The sequence below is a fragment of the Terriglobales bacterium genome, from assembly GCA_035567895.1.
Lineage (GTDB): Bacteria > Acidobacteriota > Terriglobia > Terriglobales > Acidobacteriaceae > Gp1-AA112.
The window spans coordinates 17,069-44,067 of sequence record DATMPC010000035.1 but is presented as its reverse complement, the minus strand read 5'-3'; the positions used below and the strand labels follow the sequence as shown (position 1 = coordinate 44,067).

At 56.1% G+C, this 26,999-nt stretch carries 23 protein-coding genes and 2 tRNA genes; 12 read left to right on the top strand and 13 right to left on the bottom strand.

The window, feature by feature from the left end:
• Positions 1-119: 119 nt before the first annotated feature.
• Complete coding sequence (locus VNX88_08565; GenBank protein HWY68703.1) at positions 120-1,031, top strand: hypothetical protein; 912 nt, start codon at positions 120-122, stop codon at positions 1,029-1,031.
• Between the two features lie 30 nt (positions 1,032-1,061).
• Complete coding sequence (locus VNX88_08560; protein ID HWY68702.1) at positions 1,062-1,571, top strand: hypothetical protein; 510 nt, start codon at positions 1,062-1,064, stop codon at positions 1,569-1,571.
• A gap of 229 nt (positions 1,572-1,800) precedes the next feature.
• On the opposite strand, the gene VNX88_08555 is transcribed toward VNX88_08560, so the two are convergent.
• The 7 genes from VNX88_08555 to VNX88_08525 all read right to left on the bottom strand — a co-directional run bounded on the left by VNX88_08555 (position 1,801) and on the right by VNX88_08525 (position 9,037).
• On the bottom strand, positions 1,801-2,835 hold the full coding sequence (locus tag VNX88_08555; protein ID HWY68701.1) for an alpha/beta fold hydrolase: 1,035 nt from the start codon (positions 2,833-2,835) through the stop codon (positions 1,801-1,803).
• A 222-nt stretch (positions 2,836-3,057) separates the two neighbouring features.
• Positions 3,058-3,285, bottom strand: a complete 228-nt coding sequence (locus VNX88_08550) for a hypothetical protein (GenBank protein HWY68700.1) — start codon at positions 3,283-3,285, stop codon at positions 3,058-3,060.
• Positions 3,282-3,908: a hypothetical protein gene (locus tag VNX88_08545; GenBank protein ID HWY68699.1), complete on the bottom strand. Its 627-nt coding sequence runs from the start codon at positions 3,906-3,908 to the stop codon at positions 3,282-3,284. The genes VNX88_08550 and VNX88_08545 overlap by 4 nt, the downstream gene beginning before the upstream one ends.
• Before the next feature lie 13 nt (positions 3,909-3,921).
• Complete coding sequence (locus VNX88_08540; protein ID HWY68698.1) at positions 3,922-4,236, bottom strand: cytochrome c; 315 nt, start codon at positions 4,234-4,236, stop codon at positions 3,922-3,924.
• 145 nt (positions 4,237-4,381) lie between these two features.
• Positions 4,382-7,138, bottom strand: a complete 2,757-nt coding sequence (locus VNX88_08535; protein ID HWY68697.1) for an MtrB/PioB family outer membrane beta-barrel protein — start codon at positions 7,136-7,138, stop codon at positions 4,382-4,384.
• A 16-nt stretch (positions 7,139-7,154) separates the two neighbouring features.
• Positions 7,155-8,162 carry a DmsE family decaheme c-type cytochrome gene (locus tag VNX88_08530; protein ID HWY68696.1) on the bottom strand — a complete coding sequence of 336 codons (1,008 nt, stop codon included), beginning with the start codon at positions 8,160-8,162 and terminating at the stop codon, positions 7,155-7,157.
• A 164-nt stretch (positions 8,163-8,326) separates the two neighbouring features.
• Positions 8,327-9,037, bottom strand: coding sequence for a Crp/Fnr family transcriptional regulator (locus VNX88_08525; GenBank protein HWY68695.1), 711 nt, complete (start codon positions 9,035-9,037; stop codon positions 8,327-8,329).
• A gap of 147 nt (positions 9,038-9,184) precedes the next feature.
• Between VNX88_08525 and VNX88_08520 the strand changes: the two genes are divergently transcribed.
• Both VNX88_08520 and VNX88_08515 read left to right on the top strand, forming a co-directional pair.
• Positions 9,185-10,075 carry a universal stress protein gene (locus VNX88_08520; protein ID HWY68694.1) on the top strand — a complete coding sequence of 297 codons (891 nt, stop codon included), beginning with the start codon at positions 9,185-9,187 and terminating at the stop codon, positions 10,073-10,075.
• Between the two features lie 94 nt (positions 10,076-10,169).
• Positions 10,170-12,902: a bifunctional acetate--CoA ligase family protein/GNAT family N-acetyltransferase gene (locus tag VNX88_08515; protein ID HWY68693.1), complete on the top strand. Its 2,733-nt coding sequence runs from the start codon at positions 10,170-10,172 to the stop codon at positions 12,900-12,902.
• Positions 12,903-12,970: 68 nt separating this feature from the next.
• On the opposite strand, the gene VNX88_08510 is transcribed toward VNX88_08515, so the two are convergent.
• On the bottom strand, positions 12,971-13,453 hold the full coding sequence (locus VNX88_08510; protein ID HWY68692.1) for a hypothetical protein: 483 nt from the start codon (positions 13,451-13,453) through the stop codon (positions 12,971-12,973).
• Between the two features lie 69 nt (positions 13,454-13,522).
• Complete coding sequence (locus tag VNX88_08505; protein ID HWY68691.1) at positions 13,523-14,452, bottom strand: universal stress protein; 930 nt, start codon at positions 14,450-14,452, stop codon at positions 13,523-13,525.
• Positions 14,453-14,585: 133 nt separating this feature from the next.
• On the opposite strand from VNX88_08505, the gene VNX88_08500 reads away from it, so the two are divergent.
• The 4 genes from VNX88_08500 to VNX88_08485 all read left to right on the top strand — a co-directional run bounded on the left by VNX88_08500 (position 14,586) and on the right by VNX88_08485 (position 20,552).
• The gene (locus tag VNX88_08500; protein HWY68690.1) at positions 14,586-14,849 is read left to right on the top strand and encodes a hypothetical protein; all 264 of its coding nucleotides are present in this window, start codon (positions 14,586-14,588) and stop codon (positions 14,847-14,849) included.
• Positions 14,850-15,197: 348 nt separating this feature from the next.
• Positions 15,198-15,917, top strand: coding sequence for a Crp/Fnr family transcriptional regulator (locus VNX88_08495; GenBank protein HWY68689.1), 720 nt, complete (start codon positions 15,198-15,200; stop codon positions 15,915-15,917).
• 85 nt (positions 15,918-16,002) lie between these two features.
• On the top strand, positions 16,003-16,506 hold the full coding sequence (locus VNX88_08490; GenBank protein HWY68688.1) for a cyclic nucleotide-binding domain-containing protein: 504 nt from the start codon (positions 16,003-16,005) through the stop codon (positions 16,504-16,506).
• Between the two features lie 1,505 nt (positions 16,507-18,011).
• The gene (locus VNX88_08485) at positions 18,012-20,552 is read left to right on the top strand and encodes an ABC transporter permease (protein ID HWY68687.1); all 2,541 of its coding nucleotides are present in this window, start codon (positions 18,012-18,014) and stop codon (positions 20,550-20,552) included.
• Between the two features lie 3 nt (positions 20,553-20,555).
• On the opposite strand, the gene VNX88_08480 is transcribed toward VNX88_08485, so the two are convergent.
• The 3 genes from VNX88_08480 to VNX88_08470 all read right to left on the bottom strand — a co-directional run bounded on the left by VNX88_08480 (position 20,556) and on the right by VNX88_08470 (position 21,555).
• Positions 20,556-20,654: transfer RNA gene (locus VNX88_08480), tRNA-Sec, on the bottom strand.
• Between the two features lie 100 nt (positions 20,655-20,754).
• Positions 20,755-20,829 (bottom strand) — tRNA-Cys (locus tag VNX88_08475).
• Between the two features lie 45 nt (positions 20,830-20,874).
• Entirely contained in the window at positions 20,875-21,555 is a 681-nt protein-coding gene (locus VNX88_08470; GenBank protein ID HWY68686.1) for a peroxiredoxin, read from the bottom strand.
• Positions 21,556-21,856: 301 nt separating this feature from the next.
• Here VNX88_08470 and VNX88_08465 point away from each other — a divergent pair, with 301 nt between their 5' ends.
• From VNX88_08465 to VNX88_08450, 4 genes are all read left to right on the top strand, one after another.
• On the top strand, positions 21,857-22,759 hold the full coding sequence (locus VNX88_08465; GenBank protein ID HWY68685.1) for a PhzF family phenazine biosynthesis protein: 903 nt from the start codon (positions 21,857-21,859) through the stop codon (positions 22,757-22,759).
• Between the two features lie 352 nt (positions 22,760-23,111).
• Complete coding sequence (locus VNX88_08460) at positions 23,112-23,552, top strand: response regulator (GenBank protein HWY68684.1); 441 nt, start codon at positions 23,112-23,114, stop codon at positions 23,550-23,552.
• 102 nt (positions 23,553-23,654) lie between these two features.
• Positions 23,655-24,329, top strand: a complete 675-nt coding sequence (locus VNX88_08455) for an ABC transporter ATP-binding protein (GenBank protein ID HWY68683.1) — start codon at positions 23,655-23,657, stop codon at positions 24,327-24,329.
• Complete coding sequence (locus VNX88_08450) at positions 24,326-25,117, top strand: tryptophan 2,3-dioxygenase family protein (protein HWY68682.1); 792 nt, start codon at positions 24,326-24,328, stop codon at positions 25,115-25,117. The genes VNX88_08455 and VNX88_08450 overlap by 4 nt, the downstream gene beginning before the upstream one ends.
• A 158-nt stretch (positions 25,118-25,275) precedes the next feature.
• Here VNX88_08450 and VNX88_08445 read toward each other — a convergent pair whose 3' ends face one another.
• A complete protein-coding gene (locus tag VNX88_08445; protein ID HWY68681.1) occupies positions 25,276-26,688 on the bottom strand; it encodes an amidohydrolase family protein in 1,413 nt (470 codons plus the stop codon).
• Positions 26,689-26,999: the final 311 nt, after the last annotated feature.

Below are 26,999 nucleotides of genomic sequence, written 5' to 3'. Positions count from 1 at the left end.
GGGCCTTGCAGTCCGCCCCAGCGGCCACCATCTCTAGTACCCTCGACGCCCACGACTATCGTCCCTAATACTCTTCACGTTTGCTTTGCAGTAAATCAGTTACCCGGAGTGTGTCCCTCATGATTCGTAGAGTCGCAGCACTTTCTTTGCTCGCATTTTTAGCCACAGCAGTATTTGCGCAGAACGCGCCGTCCAATAAGAAGGACGCGGACGACATCGGCTGGACTTCAACGGCCAGCTTCGAAGGCAGCGCCAACTCCCAGGAGCGAGTGCTCGATCTGGGCTCGAACGTCGGCTACAACTTCAACGAACACTGGGGCGTCGACATGGGCGTGCCCTTGTCGTTCGTCTCGTCGTCAACGCCAACCACCACCACAGGCACAACTACAACCAAGGGCACGTCCAGTTCGTTAAACAGCCTGGGTAACGTCTACATGGACGCGAAGTTCAAGACCACCGGCGACGTCGCGAATTACAACTCCACGCTCACCGTGGCGGCCCCCACCGGCAGCACGACGAAAGGCGTAAGCACCGGCCGTCCAAACTACGGATGGAACAATCACGTCGAACACGGCTTTGATCGTCTAACTCCGTTCCTCGAACTCGGCCTGTCGAACGGCCTCACCGACACAAAGTTTTTCCATCGTCCATTCACGACCCTGGGATTCGTCAGCCAGTTCACCGGCGGCAGCAAGATCGACCTCGGCGGCAACTTCAGCATAGGCGGCAGCCTCTACGACGTGCTTCCCTCCGGACAGCAGAAGATGTACAGCAAACTGGTCGCGAAGAAGTCAACGACTACGGCCGGCGCCGGTAAGTATGGGCGAGCGTTCGAACTCGCGGCTGTAACCAGCGGCGACGCATCGCTCACACGCGACAACGGCGGCTCCGCCTGGGTGGAGTTCTCTCCCGGCAAAATCTTCGACTTCCAGATCGGATACACGCACAGCGTGCATTTCGCGCTCGACACCGTAGCCTTCAGCATGGAAGTCAATCTGGGCAAGCTGATGAAGCGAGCTGATAGGTTCTAGCTGTCAGCCGCATGGATCGGTGAAATTGTAATGACCACAGCAGCCTCGAAATCGAACGGGCAACTTGCCCGAGCAGCCACAACTCTAGCGATTGGTGTCGCTGGCCTGGTGATTGTCCGCTTGATCGTCCAAGGGCTTCCCATGTTTCAGGAGGCAGGATGGATCGTGAAGGACAAGCTGACGGTAGTGGCTGGCGCGTTAATGCTAGTCGATGCCATGTTGCTTTCCGTTTTGGCCGGATTCGCGATTAAACTTCGCGCCTACTTGTTAAGTCGTTTTGCTGAGATTCCCAGCTTAGGAACCATGTCGGCAAGCCTTGTCTTTTTGATCGCCGCAGGAATAGCTTTTTCGGAATTCAAACCTGTGACACGTGCTTGGCCTTCCATAAAGCCGGTCTATGTGTGGAGTTTTTTCGTGGTTGCCGCAGCCCTGCTGGTGCAGATCATGTTTCTGCTCTACCAAAACAGTGATCGCATGGCCGCGCTAGTTTTGCGCCAGCCCCTTCCCGCCACTCCGTTGGAGCCAGCTCGCGAACACTAGTCCTACAACCGTGGTTTAGAACATTAGTTGATGTTCCGAGGGCTACGGACGAAGATTGGATTCCTTGCAGCAACTCAGGCGGGTGGCCAATACTCTCTTACCCATGTTCTATTATGGGACTCGCACAATGTCGGCTGCCCCATCTCCCCACCCCAGCAACAAAGTCGAGTTGCTCGAGAGCCGGTCTCGCGCGATGTTCGCGAGGGTGGGGTTAGAAGCGGGCGCTGCCTCATCGCATCAGCTCCGCCAGGTACTGCTTCCATAGTGACGGATCGCCGCCGCTGCTGTGGCCGTGCGTGCCGGCGGCTTCGGGCAGCAACACGAAGCGTCCGCGTTTAACGCGTTTCATCAGAGCTTCCATCGTTGCCTGATCGCTGCTACTGATGAAGTCGTCCTCGGCGTTTACGGCGATCACGCGTGCCCGAATCCTCTCCAAATTCGGTTCCGGGTTATAGTTTCGCGAGGCATCCAGCGCGTACACGAGATCGGTAGCATCGCGTTTGCTGCTGGCCTCTCCCATCCATATCTTGTAGAGCGTATCCGCCACATTGCGGTCAGAAGCGTTCGGTTGCACCAGCGAAGCAGCATCCATCAACAGCTCGAACATGCCGATCGCCTGGTTTATCCCGTGTTCCGATTCGTAATTCCCACTTTGGTACTCAGAATCGCTGGTGATCAGGTAAATGGCCAGATCGCGCCACAGGCGATTCGCACCAGCGATCGCCGTTGGCATACAGACCAGTGGGAACAGGTTGTCCACCATCTCCGGATGCTCTTCGACCCACATCCACGCATGCATGCCGCCCATGGAAGTGCCGCTGACCAGCTTCAGTCGATCGACGCGCAGGCCCACAGTCACCAGCCGATACTGCGCTTCAACCATATCGCCGTAGTCGTAACGAGGAAAGCGCGTGCGCAGTCCGTCGCTGGGTTTCGACGAACGCCCGTGCCCGATGCTGTCCGGAATGATGATGTAGTATCGCGACGAATCCAGCGGCTCCCCCCGTTGAAAGAGTACCGAGTAGCGCTGCGAAAGAAAACTATTCAGTGCTCCGCCGGTTCCATGCAGCAGGAGGAGGGCGTTCGTCACATGTCCACTTGCGTCCCGTTGTGGAACTCCCAGTGTGACGTAGTGGATCTTCACCTCAGGCAGCGTCTCCCCACTATGAAACTGGAAGTTGCGGATCGTGAAGTCCGCTTCCGTCCGCTGCTGCGCAATCAGGAAGGGAGCAAGGAATACCATCAGCAACGGCAAGCAGACCATTTGTACTCTTAACTCGAGACGACTCATACTCACGTTTATGGGATGCGGGTGCTCCCGCGGGCGATAGTGCGGGGGATCCGGCAATCAGGTCATCAGTAAAGTGAACTCAGAACAAAAATCAAAAGTTCACGCAGATATACACAAAATTGAGGGATCAACGCAGATTTTTTGTGGCTTTCAAGCCTCAACATATCCGCGTGAATCCGCAAAATCTGCGTTTGATCAGGAGACGGCAGACGACTTCGGTGCTACCGAATCTGGTGCTTCGGGAATCGCGACAAGGGTCAACAAATAGACAAGGACGCCGCAGGCGATGAAGAGCCCACCCAGTCCCAGGAATACCAGGAATCCGATTGGACTGTTCCAGCGCAGCGTCCAACCCTCGATGACCAGCCCGATAACGATGAGGACACCGGCGATTCGTAGCCTTTGATCGAGAGCGAAGTTCATTGTGCCTGCGGTCCCTCCCAATACTTCACTTCGTTGAGCTTGGTCGTGTTGTGCACCTGATCGTGACACCCGGATGTCAGACACGACATCTTGTTCGACTTGATGTCCGCCATGATTTCAGGATCGGCGGTATGAGTTGTTCCCTGCTCGAAGCTGCGTGCGCCGAGATGGCAGTGCAGGCACTCGCGATTGTTGTATGCAACGTAGAGATGCAGCGGTGGCTTGGGATTGCCGAAGTACTGCACGTAGACGTGATGCAGTCCGCGCCACTTCGACTTGATCGTTCCGTACATTACGTAATCGGTGTGGCAGGTGTAGCAAGCCTCGTCATGCGGCACGCGATGATTCTGGTAGTGGGCGGCCGGCAACCAGCTAGGATCATCCACGTGCAAGCTGCGCCCGTAGGGTTCCATCACATGGCAAGAGAGACAGAAGCTGGTTTGCGTGGCGCGATCCATGTGGTGCTGGTAGCCAAGCGCGACGGCGAGCAAGGGAAAAACAAAAAGAGCGAGGAATGCGAGTATTTTGCCGCCACGGCTAATCGTCACAGCAGGAACAAGGACGACGATCCCGATCACGACGACCGTCATGATCAGTACCGCATAAGTGATCCAAATCGGCACTGAGACCTCCGCGCTACTTCATCTCTTTTATGTATTTCGCTAGAGCTTTGATCTGGTCGTCTGTGAGCTTGCCTTTGTAGGACGGCATCTTGTTCTTGCCGTCGGTTGTAATCTTTGCCAGCTCTTCCTCGGACATTTTCGCGACGTCTGGATCCTGAAAGTCTCTGGCTCCGAGTTTCTTGCCGACAGCAGTCGCTTTACCATCTGCTCCATGGCAGGCTTGGCATTTGGTTTTGTAGAGGTCAGCAGCAGTCGGGTTCGCTGCGGAAGCACTGAGAGTGAGTAAGCTAAGGGCTATTGCCAAAACAAAAAGCCGATTGATCGTCATCCTTATTCCCCTTCTTGGATTCGCCATACTATATTGAGACTAACATTGCTGCGAGATAGTTCCGGTCTCATAACTGTTAGTTGCCTACATATCTGGCACTCCTAACCTGCTCTGCGTTATCCAGTCTGGAGCTTTTCCCTTACCTTCAGAAGTGATATTCAAGCGTAGCCGTAATGATGTGGGCATGATACGACGGCTGATCGGCACCGAGAAACACATAGCGAGCAGCCGCCGTGTCGCCTACTACGAAGCCTGGATAAAAGGGGCTCGGAACCTTCCCCGCAGTCGTGGCACCCAGATTGACGCAGGGAGAGCTAACCACGATAGTCCCCGCGCCGACGCAACCCATATACGGGGTCATGGGTGTGGTTTGGTAATCGCGGTTGTCGAACTGCTGATACCTGTACTCGAGTTTCGGGAACAGCTTGTCGCTAAGTTTGAATTTCACGACTGCCACGGCCTCGTGAATTCGCGTCGTCACCTCTGGGTAATCCTCCGCCGCGCTGGCCCCAGTCAACACGAACTTGTTTGGTCCGGTCGTGATCGTCGGATCGCCTAGCGCCCGTGAAAATACATTGTTCTTGCCCGCGGCCAGTGAGTAGTACGGCGAGAACCAGATGCGCTTTCGGAAATAGAGGTCGAGGCCCGCGGCGTATGTGTCGTTGATATCGCGCGTGATGCTTTCCCAGTCATTGTTGGCCGAATCGCAGCCGGAGCAGGTGAGGATGGTCTGCGTGCCGCTTGTTGGAGTGCGGCTTCGCGAGATCATGCGTGTGTGGTAGTGGTCGCGTGTGTATTCGGCAAACATTGAGACGTTAGGATTAAGCGCGTAACTGCCATCGAAGCTGTAGGTCCACGCGAGATCTTTTAAGAGACCGTAGAGGTAGTAGGGGTTCGTTGTTCCCGAAACGAAGTTGAGTGCAGTGGGACTGTTGACGCCGCTGCGACGATTGTAGTCATTCTGCATTGTCGTGAAGCTGCCGGCAAGACTGAAATTCCCGACATCGTATTGCGCGAGCACGTCACCGCGATCCTGGATTCTCGCCGCTTCATCGAAGCGGCGAGCGCAGCGCTGCGTTTGAGTGAACACAGTGCTAGTTGAAGTGCAGGAGATTTCCACGCCCGTATTAGGATCGCTGGCTGTGTCGTCCTGATATTCATCAGGCTTGCGGTCGGCATGGCGTCCCGAAATACGGATGAGAAGCGAGCGTACCGGGGTGTAGTCAACGGTTCCGAAAAACGACTTCTCAAAGGAGTGCCCCGCATCGCGATGCGAGCGGTCGAGCCATTCCCCGATCCAGCCGGCCCTTACAGCGCTGCGTTGCGTAAAGAAATAATCGCCGCTGAATTCGAGCGTCTTCCGGTTATATCCGGGATTGCTGCGCCCGTTTGTATCCGTTGGCGTGGGTGCGGCTTGTGCCGTAGCGGCGGCGTTCGCTCCGATCGTATCTCCTTGGATTGGTGTCAGCGTGAGCACTCCAGTGTCGTTGTTGTAGTCGTAGTGACGATACTTTGCTTCCAGCTGCAGGCGTTTGGTCAGCTTGGCAATTGCCGTCCAGTTCATCGCGAGTGTCTGCTTCTGACCGTTCAAGCTGGAGGCAGGAAGCGCGGGCAGGCCGGTGATCGCAGTATTCGCTGTGTACGGCAGGAATGCGTCATTCTGACGCAACCAGCCTGGCATGACCAGCCCCATGACGTGAATGTACTTGCCTACGTCGAACGCAGTCGCAAAGTGCAGGTAGTGTGCCTGGTTGTCCGGATAAAGCGCCATCTGCCCGTGCGCCGGTACTGCTCCAATCGAACAGTTCTGCGCGGGCGCTGTTACGACACAGCCGCCTCCAGGCGGAATGATCTGGACCGCAAGGTCGGCAGTCGCGAATGGCGAATCAAAGAGCATCGATTTTACGTTGCTCTGAAGAAATGAGCCTACGTAACCAAGCTGCGCTCCCCAGGTTTTGCTTGTGTACTCCGCCATTCCGCGCACCGTGTTGCTGAAATAATCGATCGGCTCGGGCAGTTCCGCCGCCACTCCCGGACTTTGCCGATTTGGAACACTCCCCGGTGAACTGCTCCCGCCTGCAGAAGGGCTGCTATTGAGGATTGTTCCAATGGGTCGTGACCCGCTTTGGTGCTCGCGCCAGAACGAGGTGAAAAAGTTCAACTTTGGAGTGAGGTTGTATGTAAATGCTGCTGTCCCGGCGCGTCGCAAGCTTTGTGGCACGAAAAACTGCTCGCTCGGTATGACCTGAGTTGCCACGAAGCTCGGCAGGCTATTGTTGATCTGGGCAGCAGTCCCGGTCGAGGAAGCAATTTGCAAACTCTGTCGGACGATCAGCGGGATGGTGTAAACGCCGGGACCGGTTTGCGTGTACAGAATTCGAGTGGTGTTGGAATAAATGTGCGGGATCTCGTCGTAGCGGAACTGCAGCTTGAACAAGTTCCATTCGCCAAAGGTCGCCAGGTGGCTCTGGTTGCGATACAGGGTGCTTTGCGTTTGGTAGTTAACGTAGTAATGCGTGCCCAGGACATCCTCAAAATTGACGCGGGCGCGGCGAACGATGAAGTTGTTACGGATATCGCTGTACTCATTCAGCTTCGACGTCCGCAGGTTCGGATTGAACGGCAAATCGGGCCGGCCGTACACATTGCCCCAGTAGTTGCGAACTCCAAACTCCACCATGTTGTGCCCGGAAACCGGGGACTCAACTTCCGCAGCCGGTTCGCTGGCTGCATTTGGTTTCGCGGGGTTGGTGGTTTGCCCCGTATTGCTCCCCGCCTGTGCCGCAGTGCCCTGGACTCCAGCACCGGCGTTTTGCACGGCGCTCCCTGCCGTCTGCTGGGCTGAGATCTGCAGCGTGAACATCATCACAATTCCAACTATCAGAACGGGTCTTTGCGTCATGCTGTCCCTCTCTCCCTCAGCGCAGGAAGAAGTTGCCCGACGGATGATTTGAGCCGTGGAGGCGCGAATGGCAATTCGAGCATCCGCGATTGAAGTCGCGAACTGAGTTGAGTAGCGTCGGCGTGGTTGGGTGGCGGCTCGTAACATGGCACGAATCGCACACGCGCGGCATGCGTACCTTCAACAGCTGAGGATTGTTGGTCCCGTGCGGCTCGTGGCAATTTGCGCAGTTTTCCATAACCGGCGGATGCTCCCAAAGGAATGGGCCGCGGCGCTCAGCATGACAGCTATAGCAGTTCTCGTTGGTGGTGGCCTGCAGGAGCTGGTGTGGGTTGGGCGAGCCGTGCGGATTATGGCAGCTTGTGCAGGTTACTTTCCCTTCCCGATATGGCATGTGTGACGAGCGCTGCAGTTGCCCGCGGCGCATCAGGTGACAGGTGAGGCAGAGCTCCGGCTGTTGCTTTCTGGTCTCGACGTCGCTGAGTGGAGCATTAAAGCGCGCATCCGACGAAAGCTTTTTGGACTGCGGTTCATGCCCAACGTGGCAATCGACACATGCGATGTTTCGCGATTCATGCGGACTTCCGTCCCAAAACATGCGATTGCCTTTTGCGTGGCAGGAAAGGCAGGCATTGTTCTTTTCTTCAACCGTGTTCTTGGAGTCTTTAGTGAAGCGGATTGCTATCGTGTCCTTACCGCCTCCGGCCTCCACATGCGCCTTGCCTGGTCCATGGCAAGCTTCGCAGCCAAGCTTCTCCAGGTCTGTTCGCGGATGGGCGAAAGCACGGCCCATCACTGTTTTTTGGAAGTGCTGTCCCTGATCGGAATGGCACGCGATGCACATATCCGAGCCAACGTAGTCAGCACTCGGTGGGGACTGCGAATCAGGCTTCGCTGGCTCCTGAACCCGGGCACTTCCCCAGACAACAAGCGGAAGAGTACTAAGAAAAACAACAACTGCGAGCGAGGGGAGCGCTCTGGAAGAAATCAGAATTAGGGCGCAACGGGTCGGCGAGTAGCGCATTCCGTGCTCCTTTTTTGGTTCTTGAAGTCAAGAGCTCGGGGCCCCACAGCGGTACAAATTACTCGACTACCATAGCCGAACAGCACATGTTGGCGTGTGACAGCGGTCACATATTAGCGCTTTTCTTTGCACGTACTTCCAAATTTTTTGACTTCGGCCTACGCTCACGCCGCAGACGCCAGAACCCTTAGCTTGTTAATGTCGAGGACGCGACCGACCCCTCCTCGTACGCTTATGACTGCATCGCCGTCTAACCGGTTCAAGAGCCGAGTGACCGTCTCTCGTGAGGTCCCGATGAGCTGTGCAAGTTCCGCGTGCGTGTAGATCATCGGAATTTCCTGAACACCTTCGCCTTCATTTAGGCTGCACCAGCGAAGCAGCAGCCGACTGAGTTTCTGAAGCGCTGAAGACGGTATTCGGAGGAAGCCGAGATCACGGAAAGCGCGAAGGCACTCAGCACCCAGATGCTCGGAAGTTCGGAGGCCGACAATGGAGTGCCGGGCCATCATCTGCAGGAATGTGTCCCGTGGTACATAAGCGAGCACGGATTCTTCCTGAACCTGGGCTGTCGCGGCATAAGCACAGTTGGCAAGCACTTCGCTCGCTCCCAGCAGATCACCAGAGCCGCAGATTTGCAGAATCGCCGTCTTCCCCTGGTTGGACATCTTTGACAGCTTGACCCTGCCCCGACAAAGAACGAATAAACCTGCGCACCGCTCGCCCTGACGGTACAGGATTTCTCCGCTGTCGCGATAAATCTCGCGCTTCGACATTCCCAAATCAGATAAGACGTAGTCGGGCAAGTTGCAGAAGCCACGACGTGCGGGACATTCCACACACGACCTTCTCTCCTCCAGCACTTCCGCGGAGTCCATATCTACCTCCTGCTGTCATGTATGAAGGTAGTTCCACTTAGAAAAGCGGGACATGACAATGCACACTGCCAAATGTGACAGAGGTCACAGACGCAGCCCCGGTTGGGGAGCAAGATCGCCCAAAAGGGAGAAGAGAGGAGAAGTCAGATGCACGTTCTTGAGAGTTCCACCAAAATCGCATTCAAAAACATTCTGTTTCTTACCGACTTCAGCCAAGCATCCCAAACCGCAATGGAGTATGCCGCGGTTCTAGCCAAGCACCACGACGCAACGTTCTACGCCGCGCATGTGCAGACTCCGGCAGCGCCACCGCATTTGGAAGGACCTGCATTAATGGAGTACTTCGATGCAAGCCGCGAAGGCATGCGCGAACAACTGACCAAGTTGGTTGCTCCACTCCATGTCAAATCCGAGGTTCTGCTGAGCGAGGGCTTAATCGAATACGCAATCGAGCGATGGACCGTGATGCACGGCATCGACTTGATCGTAGTTGGCACGCACGGCTGGCGCGGCCTGCAGCGCATGCTGCTGGGCTCGACCGCCGAACTGATTCTGCGCAGCGCCATTTGCCCTGTACTCACGGTCGGACCGCATGTTTCCATGGCGGAGCGGCAGCCGGACTATGTTGATCGCATCCTCTTTGCCACTGACCTCACACCGCAAAGCGAGTACGCGATCACCTACGCTCTGTCATTGGCACACGAGCGCTGCGCGCACCTTACATTCCTGCACGTGATCGACAAACACTCCCACATTCCCGACCAGCGCAGGGTATCGGAGTATTGCAAAGGCGAGCTGCGTCGTCTGGCGCCCTCCGATGCAAGGCTGTGGTGTGATCCTCAATTTGTTGTTGTCGAAGGCGATCCGGCTCAGGAGATTTTGAACTTTGCCGAGACTGACAATTCGGATCTCATCGTGCTGGGCCTGCCTCAGGACAAAGTCTTCAGCACCTACTTCCGAACCGGCGTGACATATAGCGTGGTGAGTGGTGCGCCGTGTCCAGTGCTTACCGTGCGCGACATGCTCAAGAGTTCGTAACCGCTATTAACCGTTTTCCGCGATGCACCACCTAGGCCGTGATCTCGGTCACGGCCCCCTCTTTTCTCAGAAGCTACCCTCTAGTCAACGAAAAATGCCTACACTACTCGACATGGTGGGTCCCGGTGCTTCCTCCACTCCGCAGTTGGTGCTCGCATCGCGGCCTTCGCTGAACGCGATCTTCCATCCCAAAACCGTTGCTGTGATCGGCGCGTCAGAGAAGCCGGGCAGCGTTGGTCGCACTCTGCTGCGCAACTTGCTCGACCAGCCATTTGGAGCAACCATCTTCCCGGTAAATCCGAAACGTAACAATGTGCTCGGGATTCGCGGTTATCGCGATATTGCTGCCATTGGGGAGAGAGTCGACCTCGCAGTGATTGCCACACCTGCGGACACTGTTCCCGACGTTCTGGAGCAGTGCGTCGTCGCCGGCGTGCGCGGCGCGATCGTGATCTCCGCCGGATTCGCCGAGCACGGCGAGCATGGTCGCGAGCTGGAAATGCGGATGAAGCAGATCCTCGCGAGCGGAAAGCTCCGAGTGATCGGGCCGAATTGCCTGGGGGTGATGAATCCACGGACTGGATTGAACGCGACCTTCGCGCAGTCGGGCGCGCTGCCCGGCAACCTTGCGTTTCTGAGTCAAAGTGGTGCGCTTTGCACTGCTATTCTCGACTGGAGCCGGCGTGAGAATGTTGGATTCAGCGGCTTTGTTTCCGTTGGTTCGATGATCGACGTTGACTGGGGCGACCTGATCTATCACTTCGGCGATGATCCGCACACCTCGAGCATTCTGGTCTACATGGAGTCGATCGGAAACGCGCGCAGCTTTCTCTCCGCGGCCCGCGAAGTGGCGCTCGAGAAGCCCATCATCATTATTAAGCCGGGCCGCACCGAAGCAGCTCGTAAGGCAGCGGCCTCCCACACCGGTGCCATTACCGGTACAGATGAGGTCTTCGAAGCTGCCTTTCGTCGCGCGGGGGTCTTGCGCGTTTCTACCATTGCGGAACTGTTTGGGATGGCCGAGGTGTTGAGCAAACAATCGCGGCCTAAAGGTCCGAGGCTCGCGATTGTCACGAATGCCGGCGGAGCCGGGGTCCTCGCCGCCGATGCCCTGCTCTCGAATTGCGCACAACTCGCTGAAATCACTCCGGAGACGATGAGTATGCTCGATAAATTCCTGCCGCCATCATGGAGCCACGGCAACCCGGTGGATACGCTGGGGGACTGCAGTCCGGAGGATTATGCAAGGGCAGTAGAGGTTGTTTCCAACGACCCCGGCTGTGATGCTGTGCTGTCGATCCTCGCGCCACAGGGAATGACCGACCCAGATCAGTCGTCGCGTCTGCTGTGCAAAGTGGCAGAAGGCGTGACCAAACCACTGCTCGCGAGCTGGATGGGAGGCAACATCATGCAGACAGCCTGCGATTTGATGAACGCTGCAAAGATTCCCACCTTCGACTATCCCGACGCGGCGGCTCGCGCTTTTGCTTACATGTGGCGCTACACCTCAAACCTGCAAGCGTTATACGAAACCCCCGCTTTCGCAGGAACTTTGCCGGTTGATGGTCCACGACGCGTGAGCCAGATCATCTCAGCAGCCCGGCAGCAGAGTCGAACAATTCTCACCGAGCACGAGTCGAAGCAAATCCTGCAAGCTTACGAGATTCCTGCAACCTCTACGAGAGTGGCGACGACCGTTCAGGAAGCCACCGCCGTCGCGGAAGAACTCGGGTATCCCGTTGTCCTCAAGTTGCATTCGCACACCGTTACCCACAAATCCGACAAGGGCGGCGTGCACTTGAATTTGGAAAGTGCCGACGCGGTGAAAAAGGCATTTGAGCAGATCAGAGCTGCATTCGAACCCAGTGGCGCATTTGATGGCGTGACGATTCAACCGATGGTGTCCACATCTGGATACGAACTGATCCTCGGAAGTTCCATTGATCCGCAGTTTGGCCCTGTGCTCGTTTTTGGCCTGGGCGGACAGTTAGTGGAAGTGCTGCACGACCGCGCTCACGCCTTGCCTCCGCTCACCACCACCTTGGCGCGCAGAGTGATGGAAAATACTCAAATCTTCCAGGCGCTCAAAGGCGTGCGCGGACGCAAGTCCGTGGATCTTGCCCAACTCGAGGAACTGCTGGTCCGCTTCAGCGAACTCGTAATTGAGAATCCGCGGATCGCGGACATCGAAATCAATCCTCTGCTCGCAGGCCCACACCAACTGGTTGCCTTGGACGCGCGCGTGATCCTCCATCCAAACCCGGTTACAGACGCTGATTTGCCACGCCCGGCTATACGTCCGTATCCCACACACTACATTTCCACCTTCAGGAATAAAGACGGATTGCAGTTCACTGTGCGACCCATTCGTCCTGACGATGAGCCGATGATGGTGGCATTTCACCGTCATCTTTCAGAGCGTAGCGTGTATTACCGTTTCTTCTCACCTCTGGAGCTCAGTTTCCGTACTTCGCACGAGCGACTGATAACGAAAGTTTTCATCGACTACGACCGCGAAATCGCTCTGGCCGCGGAGCACACTGGCAAAGACGGCAAGACTGTGATTGCTGGAATTGCCCGGATGATCCGTGAGCATACCGGCAACAGCGCCGAAGTCGCATTCGTCGTCGCCGACAGTTTCCAACGTAAGGGACTGGGAACGTATTTGATGCAGCAAACGATTGAGATCGCCCGGCAGGAAGGGCTGTCGAGTATCCACGGGGTTCTCCTCTTCGAGAACTCCGAGATGCGTAAGGTGTTCGAGAAGGTCGGATTCAGGTTCGACGAGCCAGAAGCTGGCGTGTCCTCGGCACGACTGAAACTTTAGTGAGCAAACGAGTACCGGCGATCCAAAGCGGACCGCCGGTAGGTGCCGGTGAATTGAGAGAAGCACTGCTAACCGGCCATACGGTTGCAAAGGGCCTCTATTTCTGGAGATTGCTCGTGCTCGCTCCGATCGTTCCCGCTTATGGCCTCAAGCTTTTCCAGCAGCCAGCCCCGCAACGCGTTTTGCTCGTGCTCGCTGCGATCGATCCCGGTTATGGCCTCAAGCTTTTCCAGCAGCCAGTCTCGCAACGCGTTTTCCAACTCTTCCTGAGTTCCCCAGCGTGACAAACTGTCTACCGTAAAGCCCTCTCTCGTAAGCGGAATGTGATGACAAGGAACGGGTGCGCTTCGTCGCGCTCTGGGAACGAATCCAATCAGCGGACAATCGGTGCACGCCTCGGGCCTGCCGGATCCAGCGGAATGCATGCAGGTGGGCGAATCCAGAAAGATGAATTGTGGGCGCCACATATCTGGATTGCGGTATCCGCCATTATCCAAAAAGCGCAGCTCTGTCTCTAATACCTTCGCCAGATCTTGCTGATGGTTCAACATACCGGGCCTACCTTTCTTTCGTCAGTGAGCTATTTGCTTCGTTAGCTTCGTGATGCGGATCGACCTTTCTCAGCCCCTGTATTCCTTTTCACCGGTCACGGTGAGCACGGGACATTCAGCGCGGCACATCACGTGATAGGCGACTCCAGACTTGAAGTACGTCAGCACTCCTGCATTCGACTTGCGCGTGCCCATCACGATGAGGTCCGCGCCACGCTCCTCTGCCAGTTCCACAATGGCCTCGCTGCTGCCGCCGTACTCCAGGGCAAATTCCGGCTCGCACCAGTCACGAGCATCGTCCGGAACCAGCTTTTCGAGTTCTTTCTTGAAAGAGCTCAACACCAGGTCACGATCGGAGTGTGTGCGAACTTCAAAAGGCACGACATGCGTGAGCGTGATCTTTGCGCCGTACTCCTGAGCGAGCGACAGTGCATACGGGGCGGCGTGAGCGGCGTCGGCGCTGAAGTCCGTCGCGTAAAGGATGTGCTTGAGCGTTGCTTCGAAAGTGGGCCGGCGAAACACCCTCGGTCCAATCGTCAGCACAGGACACTGCGCGTTGTGTGCGACTGATTCCGCAACGGAACCCATCACGAGCCGATTCCATCGCTCCGCGCCGTGCGTGCCAATTACGATCAAATCGATATCGCGTTCCTCTGCGATGTACCGCAGCTGCTCTGCGATCCCACCCTCAACCAGCGCTGGGATGCATTTCACGCCGCTCTCTTCTGCGGCAACTACCAGTTCATCGAGGCGATGTTTGAGTTCCCGGCGCACGCTGTCCAGGTATGGAAGCGGATCCAGCGCGCTATACATCACGGCGGTGGACGGTGTTGCGTAGAGTGCTGGACTAATCACATGAGCCGCAATCACCGTTGAGTCATATCTTCGGGCGAATGACAGCGCATAATCCATTGCCCTGGTTGAAAGCGGAGAAAAGTCTGTAGCGAGAAGAATGTTTTTGATGGCAATGCGAGTCGGTTTGCTCAGAGTAAGTGACATGGGGAGTACTCCTCTCAACGGCAGACTCTCATCATGGTGACCATTTGGATGTGACGGCCTCCACAGTGTTCGGTGACGAGGATCACCGCCGCATAACACAATCTGTTGCGCAATAGAGACTGCGAGGAGTCAGATGGTTTCGAAATGCGCCAATCCGCGATGTTCTGCGCGCATGAAATACATGCACCAGGGCGCACTCTTCACCGTGCGAAAGCATTCGACCGACGAATATTGGGCGGGAGACGCAGGAGCATTTGGCGCTCCGCCGGGCACACAGATCGAGTGCTTCTGGCTGTGCGCTCGCTGCGCGCGGGAAATGAAAGTCGGTAGTGACGGAGAAGTCGAACATCTGAATGTGCCTCCGTTGACCGGAGCTCTCTATGAAAGCAGGGTCTGAGAGAAGATCGGGAGCAGGGGACGACAGCCTCGGCGATCTTGTGACCTGCATCACAGCGCAGACAACAGCGCCGGTTGCAAGCTAACTGCACGCGGACAGTGAGCGAGCGCGCGGTCCGCACAAACGCGGGATTCCCTGGCAATTCTGGGACTCTCGCGTTTTCCATGCCTTTCGTTACGCTTAGGCTCGATTATCCATATGTGAAAAGCACTAGAGCCTCGGAAGATCGCAGGTGTTAGCATTGCTGCACAGATTCCACGAGATCAAGTTGCAAGGATTGTGACGCAGGTCACATACCGGTGTTTGGCACGAGCCTAGACTTGATTTGTGTTCCAGCAGGAGCTGACTATGCGCTCTCCCTACGGGCTCGAAATCATGGACAACTGCACGACTTGTCCCGTGCGCGAAGAACGCCTGTTCTGCAATCTTCCCGCCGAGAGCATTGCTGCTTTGCAACGCATAAAGTCGACCTCCACCTATCCGAAGGGTGCCATGCTCTTTGTGGAAGGCCAGGACTCGCGGGGAGCTTTCATCCTCTGCAAGGGGAAGGCCAAGCTGTATACCTCGTCGGCGGAAGGTCGGACCATCATTCTCCGGATCGCTCAAGCTGGTGAGGTGCTCGGTCTTACCTCCACGATTGCGAATCGGCCCTACGAAGCGACGGTAGAACTTCTCGAGCCCGCTCAGGTGAACTTCTTTCCCAAAGCGGACTTTCTTAAGTTTCTCGCGGAACACGGCGAAGCAAGCATGCATGTGGCGCAGCAACTCAGCCTGAATTGTTCCGGGGCATACGAAGAGATTCGCTGCCTCGGATTGTCGGCCTCGTCAGGCGAAAAGCTGGCTCGCATGTTGCTGAATTGGGCAGCACCAGCATTGAAGCGCGGGGACAAGGACGTGAGAATTACGTTGTCGCTTACTCACGAAGAGATCGCCCAGATGATTGGATCTTCGCGAGAAACTGTCACCCGGCTGTTTTCCGACTTCCGCCGCAAGCAACTGATCTCGACGAAGGGGTCTACAGTCGTTCTGCGCGACGTGCCGGCTTTGCGCGCGATGTTGGAACAATAGAATCCCTCCGGCTTGCGTTCAATATCACCAGGCTAAGTGATCAACATCACAGTTTTCCTCGCCTGAAGTCCCTACTATTCCCGTCATGACGAGCGGTAGCGCTCACAGATTCGACCCTCAGTACTTCGCAGACATACTTCTGAGAATCGTTCCTGACCTTCCGCAGCCGGTAGTTGAGTCGCTTTGGTCTGCTCATGGAGCCCGCTGCTACTCCCCGGCTGATTTTCTTCAATGTGAGGGAGAGGTGAGCCAGGGCATATTCCTGATCGTTTCTGGCCTGGTACGCCTTTCTCTTGCAAGCGACGGTCCGAAAGCACAAAGCATTCACTCCCGCGAGCTGAGTTCTCCAACCATGCTCGGAGTAAACGATGTGATGTTGGGCTCGTCAGTTTCGCTCACTGCCCAAGCGCTAACCGAAGTTCACTCCGCCTTCGTCCCCAAGACGGCTTTTCTGGATGCCGTGCGGCGATTCCCATCGGCAGGGATCGCGTTCTCCCAGTTCATAGCGGAGGAACTCACACTCACCTACTCGCGAATAAGCGAACTCCGTGGCGCAAACCCGGAGGAAACCCGATGGCGCAGAGTTTGACGTCACCATGGCGAACTGAACCGTGCAGTGTTTCAGAGATCAGTGTGGCTTCTGCTAGGGATTTGGAACAGACGAAGCGGTGCAAGGTGGCGGAGAGTACTCCTTTACGGCCGGGGCTCAAACGTGTGCTCTTGGCGACCGATTTCTCGGAGCCCTCTCTCACGGCCCTTCCATTGTTGAGCGCACTGGTTCGGAGTTGTGGAGTTGAGCTTTACATAGCTCATCTAATTACGCCGGAGGCATACAAATCCATTCCCTGCGACTCAATTATTCGGGGTATCAACGACTTGGTTGAGAACGCAAACGTTGCAATGGCTAGATTGGTGCGGTCTGAGATGCTCACAGGAATTCCCATAGCAGGAACCCAGATCGCGCAGGGCACTGCCGAACATCTTCAGAAACTTGTTGCTGACCACAAGATAGACCTAATCGCCCTCGGGATGCACGGGGCCAACAGTTCACGGTATAGCGGCTTGGGGTCGTTCGCTGCAAGCGTGCTGCACAGTCCTCCCTGCCCGCTACTTCTCTCGTGACCCGCAGCGCTCTCATTCCAATATCTGCCGGATCAGGAGGGCTATACCACAATGTGGAACGTAATCGATCCGGAAAGACTAAGCGAGCATCGACCGTTCAGTCGGCCTTGATGCCGTTTGAACCAGGGTCGCCGGAGTGGCGAGCCTGCGGTACTCCCTGACAAGGTTCAGAAATCGACGGTCCGATTACGAGGCGTGGCTGAAGAGCGCCGATTGAGATAACCAGGAGCTCAAGCTGCTGCTGCTGAAGGGCTTACTGGGAAGGGGGCTTGGCTCGCACTGGGCCGATCTTGGGGGCGTTGCTAAGGGTTGCGCTGGACTCGATTTCGCCACTGCCTTGACACAGCTGGCAGGTTCTACCGTTGCCGTCGGTGCGGCGGCCTTTGCAGGCTGGGCACCTTTGTTTCATTGACATGACTCTATGATACCTGAGTCGGTAACGCCATCTTCCGCCTCTCTTCGCCCCCGCCGTTTTTTGTCCTTGCCTTCTGGCCCTCGCATTGCGATGATTAGCGACCTCTTAAGCTCCAATTTGGGAACGAAGCACCGGCGCTATGTAACCTTTGTGGGATTGGCGCGGAAAGGATACGGGTGCATTGTGGCTCGTGTGGGCACAAGACTGAGTCGAGCAGGATTGTCTGTCATTCGCTATGCATTGCCGGGCAAGATTACTTCCCACCTGATGGGAGCGGAAGGTCGCACGGTTTGCGGAGTGAAGGCCCGAGGGTCACGATGGAAGAAGGGCGACACCTTCAATCCTGAGCACGATTGCAAACGCTGCGCGAGGCGGGTGCGCGAAGGAGTTGCAAGGGTGCTAAGTTATTGTCCGAAATGCGCGTTGGATCTAAACGCCAGAGTCGCGCTTCTGCCCAACCGCAAGTGTGGCAATTGCGGTCTGGAATGGAAATAGCAGCTTACGTCGGCCGCGGCAAATATATCGACCTGAGGCGTGGCGCGAGCTAATCTAGCGGCATGCACTGGATTCAAACCACCATCCAGGATGTTCGTTACGCATTGCGTTCCTTGCGCAAGACTCCGGCATTTACCCTCGTGGCTGTCCTTTCTCTCGCTCTGGGCATTGGAGCGAATACTGCGATCTTCAGCTTGATCGATTCCGTTCTGCTGAGTTCCATACCGGTAAGAGATCCGCAGCAACTGGTATTCGTGCGGACAAACCGCGTGAAGGTTGGCAATTTTGAAGTGTCAACCACGATCCTGAATCGGGACGTCGAGGAGATGCTGCGGCAGGCTACGCAGATCGAGGGCGTTGCCTCTTCGCAAAAAGAGAGCCGGCTCAACGTTGCTGTGGACGGGCGCGCCGAGTTGGCGTCGGGGGACTTCGTTTCCGGCAACTACTTCCAGTTGTTGGGCGTTTCGGCCCAAATAGGGAGAACGATTCTTCCCACCGACGATTCGCGAAACGCAGGCGCGGATGGCGGATGGGCAGCGATGATCAGCGACGGCTATTGGGAACGAAGATTCGGGCGCGATCCCGGCGTGATTGGCCGGCGAGTTACGGCCAATACCATTCCATTCGTGATTGTCGGTGTGCTTCCGCCTGGATTCGACGGCCTCTCGATCGACGAGCGTGCCGATTTGATGATGCCGACGATCATCCATACTCAGGTCGCGGCTGGGTCGGCGGCCGCAGGCTTTCCGCATCCGGAGAATTCGCCTGGCCAAATTCTGGCGCGGATCAAGACAGGTAGTTTAAAGAGTAAGGCTGCCGCTGAACTGACGGTGATCTTTCGCAATACTGAATTGTCCGCGACAAAGCTCGGGGCAGCTCAGCAGGAATCGCTGGGTAAGCGCTTCATTGAATTCGAGCCGGGGGCGCGAGGTTCCAGCTTCCTGAGGCAGCGCTTTTCTGAGCCGTTGCGCATTCTCATGGGAGTTGTGGCGCTGGTGATGCTAATTGCGTGCGCGAACATCGCAGCCTTGCTGATGGCAAAGGCGAGCGTGCGCCAAAAGGAAGTCGCAATTCGGCTGAGTCTGGGGTCAAGTCGCAGACGGATCGTTCGTCAACGGCTGACTGAAAGCCTGATTCTCTCAATCTTCGGATGCGTGGTCGGAATAGTGTTTGCTGTCTTTGCCCGCGGGGTTACGCTGCAGCTTGGGGCGGGCTCAGCCGCGCGAACGTCCGGACTTACAATGCCGTGGGATTTCCGCATGCTCGCATTCCTCGCTGTGGTTTGTGTTCTGAATGCGCTTCTCTTCGGCGTGGTTCCGGCGCTGCGAGCGACGGGGGTGGATCCGAATGAGGTGCTAAAGAGCTCTCAATCCACTCAGCACTCGGCCCGGTTACCGTTCGGGCGATTTCTTGTGGCCGCGCAGCTTGCACTTTCGCTGGCCCTGGTTGTGGGCTCAGGTTTGTTTCTCGCAACGCTGCGCAACCTCTACGAGATCGATCTTGGATTCAGTCGTGAGAATCTGTTGATGGCCACTGTCGATCCGCATTTGGCCGGGTTCGACAGCAAGCAAGCTAAAGCGGCTTACCTCCGAATGCTTCAGGAGCTCAAGACGCTTCCTTCCGTGAGCTCGGTGAGCTTGATGAACAATAGGCTGCTGAGCGGGCGCGCGCATCTTTCGAATGCGAAGGTTCAGGGTTATGTGCCTCAGGCCGGAGAGGATCTGACGAACTCCTGGACGCTTGAGTACGACGTAGGACCACTCTACTTCGAAACCATGCGAATGCCACTGGTTGCGGGCCGCGACTTCACAGAGCGAGATGACGAGAGCGCTCCGCTTGCAGTGATCGTGAACGAGGCCATGGCGAAGCACTTCTTCGCGGAAAAAGATCCAATCGGACAAAAGGTCCTGTTATCTTCGATATTCAAGGATCGTTCTGGGACTGAGAAAAACGCAGCAGAAATTGTGGGACTAGTACGCAACGCTCACTACTTCGATGTGAACGACGAACACCAGGAGGCTATCTTTGCTCCGGCGCTTCAGATTCCAGGCACCGACTTCAGCTCAGAACAAACTCTACTGATCCGGACGGCCGAGAATCCTGCGCGCGCGGCAAGCGAGCTGCGAGCGATAGTGCGCAGAATCGATCCCAGTCTGCCTCTGTTTGATGTAGGCACGATGACCGGCCAGCTCGATCGCAGTCTCTCACGTCCTCGTCTTATGGCGATCTTCTCCAGCTTCTTTGGATTGCTGGCGTTAGCACTGTCCGCGATCGGCCTCTACGGCGTACTCGCGTATGCAGTGACGAAGCGCACCGGAGAGATCGGGATTCGCATGGCGCTGGGAGCTGATCGGAGCAATATTCTGCGTCTGATACTTGGAGAAACAGCGCGACTCGTGAGCCTCGGGGTAGGAGCGGGAATCATTCTGGCCTGGAGTGCTTCTCGCCTGATCAAGGGCATGATCTACGGGGTATCCACTCACGATGCTCGTGTGTTTGTTCTCAGTGCATTTTTGCTGTTAGTTGTTGCGCTGTTAGCCGCGTTTTTACCAGCTCATCGGGCGGTGCAGGTGGATCCCATGGTAGCGCTGCGCTGCGAATGAAAATGGCGGAAGCGTGTGCGAGTCGAACACACCCCTGCCAGGTCGAGCCTGACAAGCGCCGGTTTTGAAGACCGGGAGGATCACCGGATCCCATTCGCTTCCGTGCTTCAAACATAACAGGTGCTTTTGGCAACTGCCGCAGGGCTCTTTCACATAGAAAAAAAGAGACGCAGCACGCTGCGTCTCTACTGAGCCTAAATTCTGGAGCACCGGGCCGGAGTTGAACCGGCGATGCGAGCTTTGCAGGCTCGTGCCTTAGCCACTTGGCGACCGGTGCTTGAAAACCAGCAGTAAGCAATAAGCGATAGGCAATTGGCTACAGCTAGTCTGCTGCTGCTGCCGCCAGCTTCTTCTTGGTGAAATACCAGTCGGTGACATCGACTCCGTTGCCGTTGGATTGCACGCGCTTCTCTGCGTCAGCTTGAGTGATCGGCGCGGGAACGATCACGGCCTCCCCCGGCTTCCAATTCGCCGGTAAGGCACAGGCATTCTGGTCCGCCGTCTGCAGTGCCTCAAACACCCGTAGGAGTTCATCCACGTTGCGGCCCAGGTTCAGTGGATAGTAAAGGAGAGCGCGGATCGTGTTCTTCGGATCGATGAAGAAGACTGCGCGTACCGTGGCGGTATCGCTGACAGCTTCGTGCACCATGCCGAACGCTTGTGCAACTTTCTGATCCAAGTCCGCGATCACTGGGAACTGAATTTTTACTTTGAAGTTGTCTTCGATATTGCGCACCCACGCGATGTGCGCGTAGATACTGTCCACGGCAACGCCGACCGGTTGCACATTGAGCCGTTCGAAGTCGGCGTGACGGCGTCCGAATTCAACGAACTCGGTGGTGCACACTGGCGTGAAATCGGCGGGATGGGAAAACAGCATTACCCATTTCCCCTTCGAGGTGTAGTCAGTTAGGCGAATCATACCGTGAGTAGACTTGCCGCTAATGTCGGGAGCGGGCTCGTTGATTCTTGGGATTCGGGAAACAGTCGTCTCTGTACTCATAAAATCTCCTCAATTCACTTGAAAATGAAAAACCCACCTGGCGCTGCCGGGTGGGTTCAGAAAACTTGCGCGAGTTTCCCGGTCAGCAATTAAGCCACATGGGCTGACAACAACAAGTGCCGGGCCGGACTAGGAAGCTCATTCTCATACTTCGATTCCGCAGATTGTAGCGCGATTCACCAATATTGGGCAATTTCTCTCCGTTGAGGGCCAGAGTACACGGTTTTCAGATGTGTGGCACAGCCGAAAGCGGCTATACCGCAAAGCTGAAGCCCTACCCGCGCATCGACCTGCGTTTACCATGACTGTCATGATCAGCGCCACTCGTCGTCGCCTGCCGTACGTCTTGATGGATGTCTTCACCGATCGTCCACTGGAAGGGAATCAGCTCGCGATCTTTACCGACGCTCGCGGACTCTCGACCGAGCAGATGCAGGCGCTTGCGCGCGAGATGAATCTTGCTGAGACGACCTTCATTCTGCCTCGCGAGGCTGAGGAAGAGCGCCGAGAGGGGACCCGAGTACGTATTTTCACTGTTCAGGAGGAGCTTCCGTTCGCCGGGCACCCAACCTTGGGTACCGCTTACTATTTGCATCGTTTCGGCGGAAGCAAGGAGATCTGGCTCGATCTGAAAGTTGGAAAAATTCCCGTGCGCTTTCGCGAGGAAGACCCCGGGAAATCTTTTGGCGAGATGCGGCAACGCGATGCTGAAGCAGGCCTGGTACACAACAAAGAAGAAGTCGCACGCGCTGCCGGTCTCGCGCTCGATGAAATAACACCGCATCTTCCGGTGCAGACATTCTCGACCGGTCTTCCCTTCATCATCGTGCCGGTTATTTCATTGCAAGCGATCCGCAAGGCTGGGCCGTGGAGTAACTTGGCCGAGTACCTTGAACGTAGCGATGGAAAGTTTTTCTACTTCGTCACGGCTGAGACAGTGGATCCGCAGTCAAAGCTGCACGCGCGCATGCCCTTTTATAACGGCGACGATCCGGCTACCGGCTCTGCTGCGGGATGTTGCGCTGCGTGGATGGCAGCGCACGGAGTCATTGAGCGCGGAGAGACAGCTATCATCGAGCAGGGAATCGAAGTGCACCGTCCGAGTCGCATTTATGTGCGCGCAGAAAAGTCCGGTGACAAGGTGGTCAATGTGCACGTCGGTGGATATTGTGTGGAAGTCGCCCGAGGAGAAATTTGGATCTAGGTAGCATCGTGGTGCAGCTCTCACTTTCCCGGCAATTTTTGAGTAATTTTTTCCGATTATTTTCTTGCCAAAAAAAATTCTCGATTAGCGCCTAAGGCACTTTACACGAGCGGTCACTCAGCCGTAGGATGCAAAAACGTTTCTTACGAAACGTTCGCCCTTTCGAAAAGAAAATCTAGAACAGGCAGGCCGTCCTGAACACGGGTTCGGTCGCCGCGAATGTGAGCTGAGCGTCGCGCATCTCAAGATTGATGCTGCGCCTTCATCGGGTCCATTTGCCGCGCCGTTCCGGTTCCGCGACTGACCTTCCGCTGCTCTCCGCATTGCGCGGAGTGGAAACGCACAGGTATTCATGCGACCGAAGAAAGTTATCCTCTGCATCGACGACAACGAACAGTCCCTCTCCATTCGAAAATTCATGCTCGAAACGCGCGGTTATCGCGTGTTGACCGCGAGCGGTGGCCGCGAAGCCATTGAGATGTTTCAGAATTCAGGAGCAATAGATCTCGTGCTGACCGATCTAGTTATGCCGGAGATGGATGGCGCGGAAGTCATCCGCGTTCTCAAAGAACTCGCACCGGAAACGCCGATGATCCTTTTCAGTGGCAAAGTGAAAATGTACGAAAAGGGAACATGCGCAGATGTTTTTCTGCCTAAAGGCTCGTACCCTCCAATGGATTTGCTGGAGAGAATTCGCATTATGCTGGTGAAGAAGCGAGGGCCGAAGAAGACTCTGACGCACGAGTTCGTCGGAGCTGGCACGAATTCTGGTAATCAAGCAGCCGCTAGTTGATCTCATCCACTCGGCATTCAAAAGTTACAGTCCAGGGGTTTCGCTAGAGACGCAGCATGCTGCGTCTTTGTCTCTCTCTCCTCGTGTAGACTGAAAGTTTGCATGCCGCACATCATTCAGGCAGAGAACGTCAGCAAGGTCTATCACGTAGGAAAGGTGGACGTGCCGGCGCTTCGCAGTGTCACCTTCAGCGTAGAGCGCGGTGAGTTCGTCAGCATTGTAGGCCCCTCTGGAAGCGGCAAGTCCACACTCTTCTATATTCTCGGCGGCCTCACGAGAGCCACGAGCGGTCGTGTACTGATCGACAACGTCGATTTCGCCCAACTCTCCGACGCGAAGCGCACAGCGCTCCGCAAGAGCCGTATCGGCTTCGTTTTTCAGAAGTTCAATCTGCTGCCAACGCTCGATGCCATGACGAACATCGCCATCGCGCATGAGATTGCCGGCAAGAACGGTGACATGAATCGCGAGTACTTCGACAAGATCGTCGAGCTGCTTGGCCTGAAGGGACGTCTCCATCATCGTCCGAGCGAACTCTCCGGCGGCGAGCAGCAGCGCGTGGCTTTGGCACGGGCGCTTATCAATCACCCAGCACTCATTCTGGCAGACGAGCCTACCGGCAACCTCGATACCAAGAATTCCAATGTAGTGCTGAACATGCTGCGGCAGTCGAACCAGGAACTCGGGCAAACTGTGCTGATGATTACTCACAATCCCGAGGCCGCGGCCGTCGGCGATCGCACGATCCACATGCGCGATGGAGAGATCGTCGATTGAGTGAGAAGCAGCAGAAGCGGAAGTCTCCCAAACACCAGCCACTGATTCCACAAAATCGCGAGATGACTGAGCCGATTCTGCCCGGTACAGCGGCTACAGATTACGAGCGATATCTGCGGACCGAAGAACTGCTCGCACTTCAAAAACCACCGGAGCAGCGATCGCATCCTGACGAACTGATGTTCCAGATCGTTCATCAGGCATCGGAATTGCTGCTGAAGGGAACTGCGAATGAATTGGAGCGGGCGCGTGCGGCCATTGCCGAAGGAGATCACACGCGCGGGGTGAAGTTGCTCGATCGATCGTTTCGCATGCTCGATCGCGCCATCGATCTTCTGCATGTCCTGGAGACGCTCACGCCGTACGAGTATCACATCATCCGTGCCGGGCTTGGACATGGCAGCGGATTAGATTCTCCTGGCTTTCTCTCTCTTCTGCACCTTGCTCCCAGATTGGGACAAGCATTCTTCGATCAGCTCGACGGCGCTGGGATTAGTGTTGAACAACTGTATAGGCGTTGTGACGAGTTCCTGGCACTACATGAGGTTGCCGAAAAGTTACTCGACTTCGACGAACGCGTTCAGCTTTTCCGCTTCCATCACATGAAGCTCGCTCATCGCATTATCGGTGGGGATGTTCTGGGCACCACCGGCCGCCCGGTGGACATTCTCCGGCAGCGCCAGGAACATGTTCTCTACAAGGAACTGTGGGAAGTCCGGAATGAGATCACCGCGCACGTGAATGCGAGAACCAGGATGGAAGATCAGGGCCACGGGCGGTCTGGGTAAGTGTCATTTTCACCACGGAGACACGGAGGCACGGAGAACAGCCGAGGATTGCGAATCGGAGCCTCTTCGGTTTACCGAATTCGTACACCGAGGCAGAGCTTGGATGTTCTTACCGTTAAATGGCTGTTCTCCGTGCCTCCGTGTCTCCGTGGTGAAACTCATTTCAAACCCACGAAACCATTTGCATCCTTCACCAGCTTTGCCGGATCGTAGCCCACGCCGTCTTTGAAGACGACTTCAACGTTCTCAATGTCCGAGATCTTTGTGGAAGGATCGCCTTTCACTACGACGATGTCGGCCTGCTTGCCTGGCGCGAGCGTGCCGATGCGATCAAGTTCGCCGAGGTACTGCGCGCCGTTGTAGGTTGCAATGCGGATCGCTTCAAGCGGAGTGAATCCAGCTTCGACTAGCAGCTCTACTTCGCGTTGATCGCCATAGCCAGCGACGACTGCACCGTTGCCGGTCGGATCTAAGCCCGCCAGCAGTAGGCCGCCAGCTTTAGCGAAGGCGTACTCGAACTCCAATTCCTTCTTGAAGAGCGTAGGCCAAGAGGATTGCGCCGCGTTCTTTGCCATTGTGTCTCGCGTGGTCAGGTACTGTTCCCGTGCTTCAGGCAGCATGGCATCCAAGTTCGCCTGGCGCAGCGGGGGACGATTGGGCACGAATCCTTCAAAGACCGGGAGAGTTGAGGTCATTGCGACGTGGCGTGACACCAGTTCCTTGATCATCGACTGCACCTGCTCGCCTCCGATGTCGAGCTTCAGCAGCGTATCGCGAATGTCTTTTTGCGGTGGGCACTTATCGGGTTGTTTACCGGGTGCAAACTCCGAATCCACCACGATTCCATGTTCAAGATCGTCGATGCCGATGGCCGCAGCCTCGCGAAAGCCGATTGAACACAAATGCCCCGTTACCTTCAGCTTTCGCTTATGCGCCTCCTCAACCGCAGCGCGAAGCTCGTCGTGGGTGATATTCATGTAGGCCTTAAAGTTGGTTACGCCCTCGTCGATCCAGTAATTCACGGTTCGGCGGGCATCCTCCGCGTCCTTCAGTTCGTGCATTTGGGGAGTGTATGCACCCGCTCCTTCCAGATAGGGCCCGGTGACATGCATCTTCGGTCCGGGAGTCTTTCCTGAGTCGATGTCCTTCTTCAGTTGCAGGTCCGTGTAGGTCTCGACTGAGCCGGTAGTGCGGATCGTCGTTACTCCTCCCGCTAAGTACAGGCGGGGAAAGCTCCAGGCATGTTCGGGATACATAGCTACCTTCCGGCCCGGAGCGGGGTAATAAATGTGATCGTGCATACCAACTAGACCAGGGATCACGCTGAATCCAACTAAATCGAGCACCTGCGCCCCTTGTGGAACAGTTCCACTTGAGTTCGCAATGCTCTGGATCTTTCCTCCGGAAATGACCACCATCTGGTCGTCTTTTGAGGCTGAGCCCGTTCCGTCGATCATCCGCACATGGTTCAACACGATCAATGGCTGGTCGTATTTAACATAGGCCTTGGCGTCGGTTGTTGTTTGAGCAAGAGCCGCGGAGCAGATTAGAAGTAGACCAATGATTCGCATTCGTGTCTCGTCCTTCCCGGAGCGCAATAGAATAAACCCTGACTCAGACAACTGCTGAAGACAGTTCTGACTTAAGCGCGCGGGAAACACTTTGGTTCACCTGATCGGGACACTAAACGGGCCTTCGGCGATGGAGTTCACAGCGATTCCTAATGGTGTCTCGGTGGTTAACTCGCTTGCCTACTTCGATTTCCCTTGCTTCCCCGCCGATTTCCTCAGTAAAATCCGCGAGCTACAACACTCAGAGCCACTACAATTTCCAGCCTTCTCGCAAAAAAATCTACATTCCCCCGAAGCGGTGGGTTGGCGTG

Coding starts and splice junctions, on each gene's coding strand:
- VNX88_08565 (HWY68703.1), top strand. CDS start 120: ATGATTCGTAGAGTCGCAGCACTTTCTTTGCTCGCATTTTTAGCCACA.
- VNX88_08510 (HWY68692.1), bottom strand. CDS start 13,453: ATGTTGAACCATCAGCAAGATCTGGCGAAGGTATTAGAGACAGAGCTG.
- VNX88_08535 (HWY68697.1), bottom strand. CDS start 7,138: ATGACGCAAAGACCCGTTCTGATAGTTGGAATTGTGATGATGTTCACG.
- VNX88_08530 (HWY68696.1), bottom strand. CDS start 8,162: ATGCGCTACTCGCCGACCCGTTGCGCCCTAATTCTGATTTCTTCCAGA.
- VNX88_08540 (HWY68698.1), bottom strand. CDS start 4,236: ATGACGATCAATCGGCTTTTTGTTTTGGCAATAGCCCTTAGCTTACTC.
- VNX88_08560 (HWY68702.1), top strand. CDS start 1,062: ATGACCACAGCAGCCTCGAAATCGAACGGGCAACTTGCCCGAGCAGCC.
- VNX88_08555 (HWY68701.1), bottom strand. CDS start 2,835: ATGGTCTGCTTGCCGTTGCTGATGGTATTCCTTGCTCCCTTCCTGATT.
- VNX88_08460 (HWY68684.1), top strand. CDS start 23,112: ATGCGACCGAAGAAAGTTATCCTCTGCATCGACGACAACGAACAGTCC.
- VNX88_08445 (HWY68681.1), bottom strand. CDS start 26,688: ATGCGAATCATTGGTCTACTTCTAATCTGCTCCGCGGCTCTTGCTCAA.
- VNX88_08495 (HWY68689.1), top strand. CDS start 15,198: ATGCGCTCTCCCTACGGGCTCGAAATCATGGACAACTGCACGACTTGT.
- VNX88_08520 (HWY68694.1), top strand. CDS start 9,185: ATGCACGTTCTTGAGAGTTCCACCAAAATCGCATTCAAAAACATTCTG.
- VNX88_08455 (HWY68683.1), top strand. CDS start 23,655: ATGCCGCACATCATTCAGGCAGAGAACGTCAGCAAGGTCTATCACGTA.
- VNX88_08485 (HWY68687.1), top strand. CDS start 18,012: ATGCACTGGATTCAAACCACCATCCAGGATGTTCGTTACGCATTGCGT.
- VNX88_08465 (HWY68685.1), top strand. CDS start 21,857: ATGACTGTCATGATCAGCGCCACTCGTCGTCGCCTGCCGTACGTCTTG.
- VNX88_08550 (HWY68700.1), bottom strand. CDS start 3,285: ATGAACTTCGCTCTCGATCAAAGGCTACGAATCGCCGGTGTCCTCATC.
- VNX88_08525 (HWY68695.1), bottom strand. CDS start 9,037: ATGGACTCCGCGGAAGTGCTGGAGGAGAGAAGGTCGTGTGTGGAATGT.
- VNX88_08490 (HWY68688.1), top strand. CDS start 16,003: ATGACGAGCGGTAGCGCTCACAGATTCGACCCTCAGTACTTCGCAGAC.
- VNX88_08470 (HWY68686.1), bottom strand. CDS start 21,555: ATGAGTACAGAGACGACTGTTTCCCGAATCCCAAGAATCAACGAGCCC.
- VNX88_08505 (HWY68691.1), bottom strand. CDS start 14,452: ATGTCACTTACTCTGAGCAAACCGACTCGCATTGCCATCAAAAACATT.
- VNX88_08500 (HWY68690.1), top strand. CDS start 14,586: ATGGTTTCGAAATGCGCCAATCCGCGATGTTCTGCGCGCATGAAATAC.
- VNX88_08515 (HWY68693.1), top strand. CDS start 10,170: ATGCCTACACTACTCGACATGGTGGGTCCCGGTGCTTCCTCCACTCCG.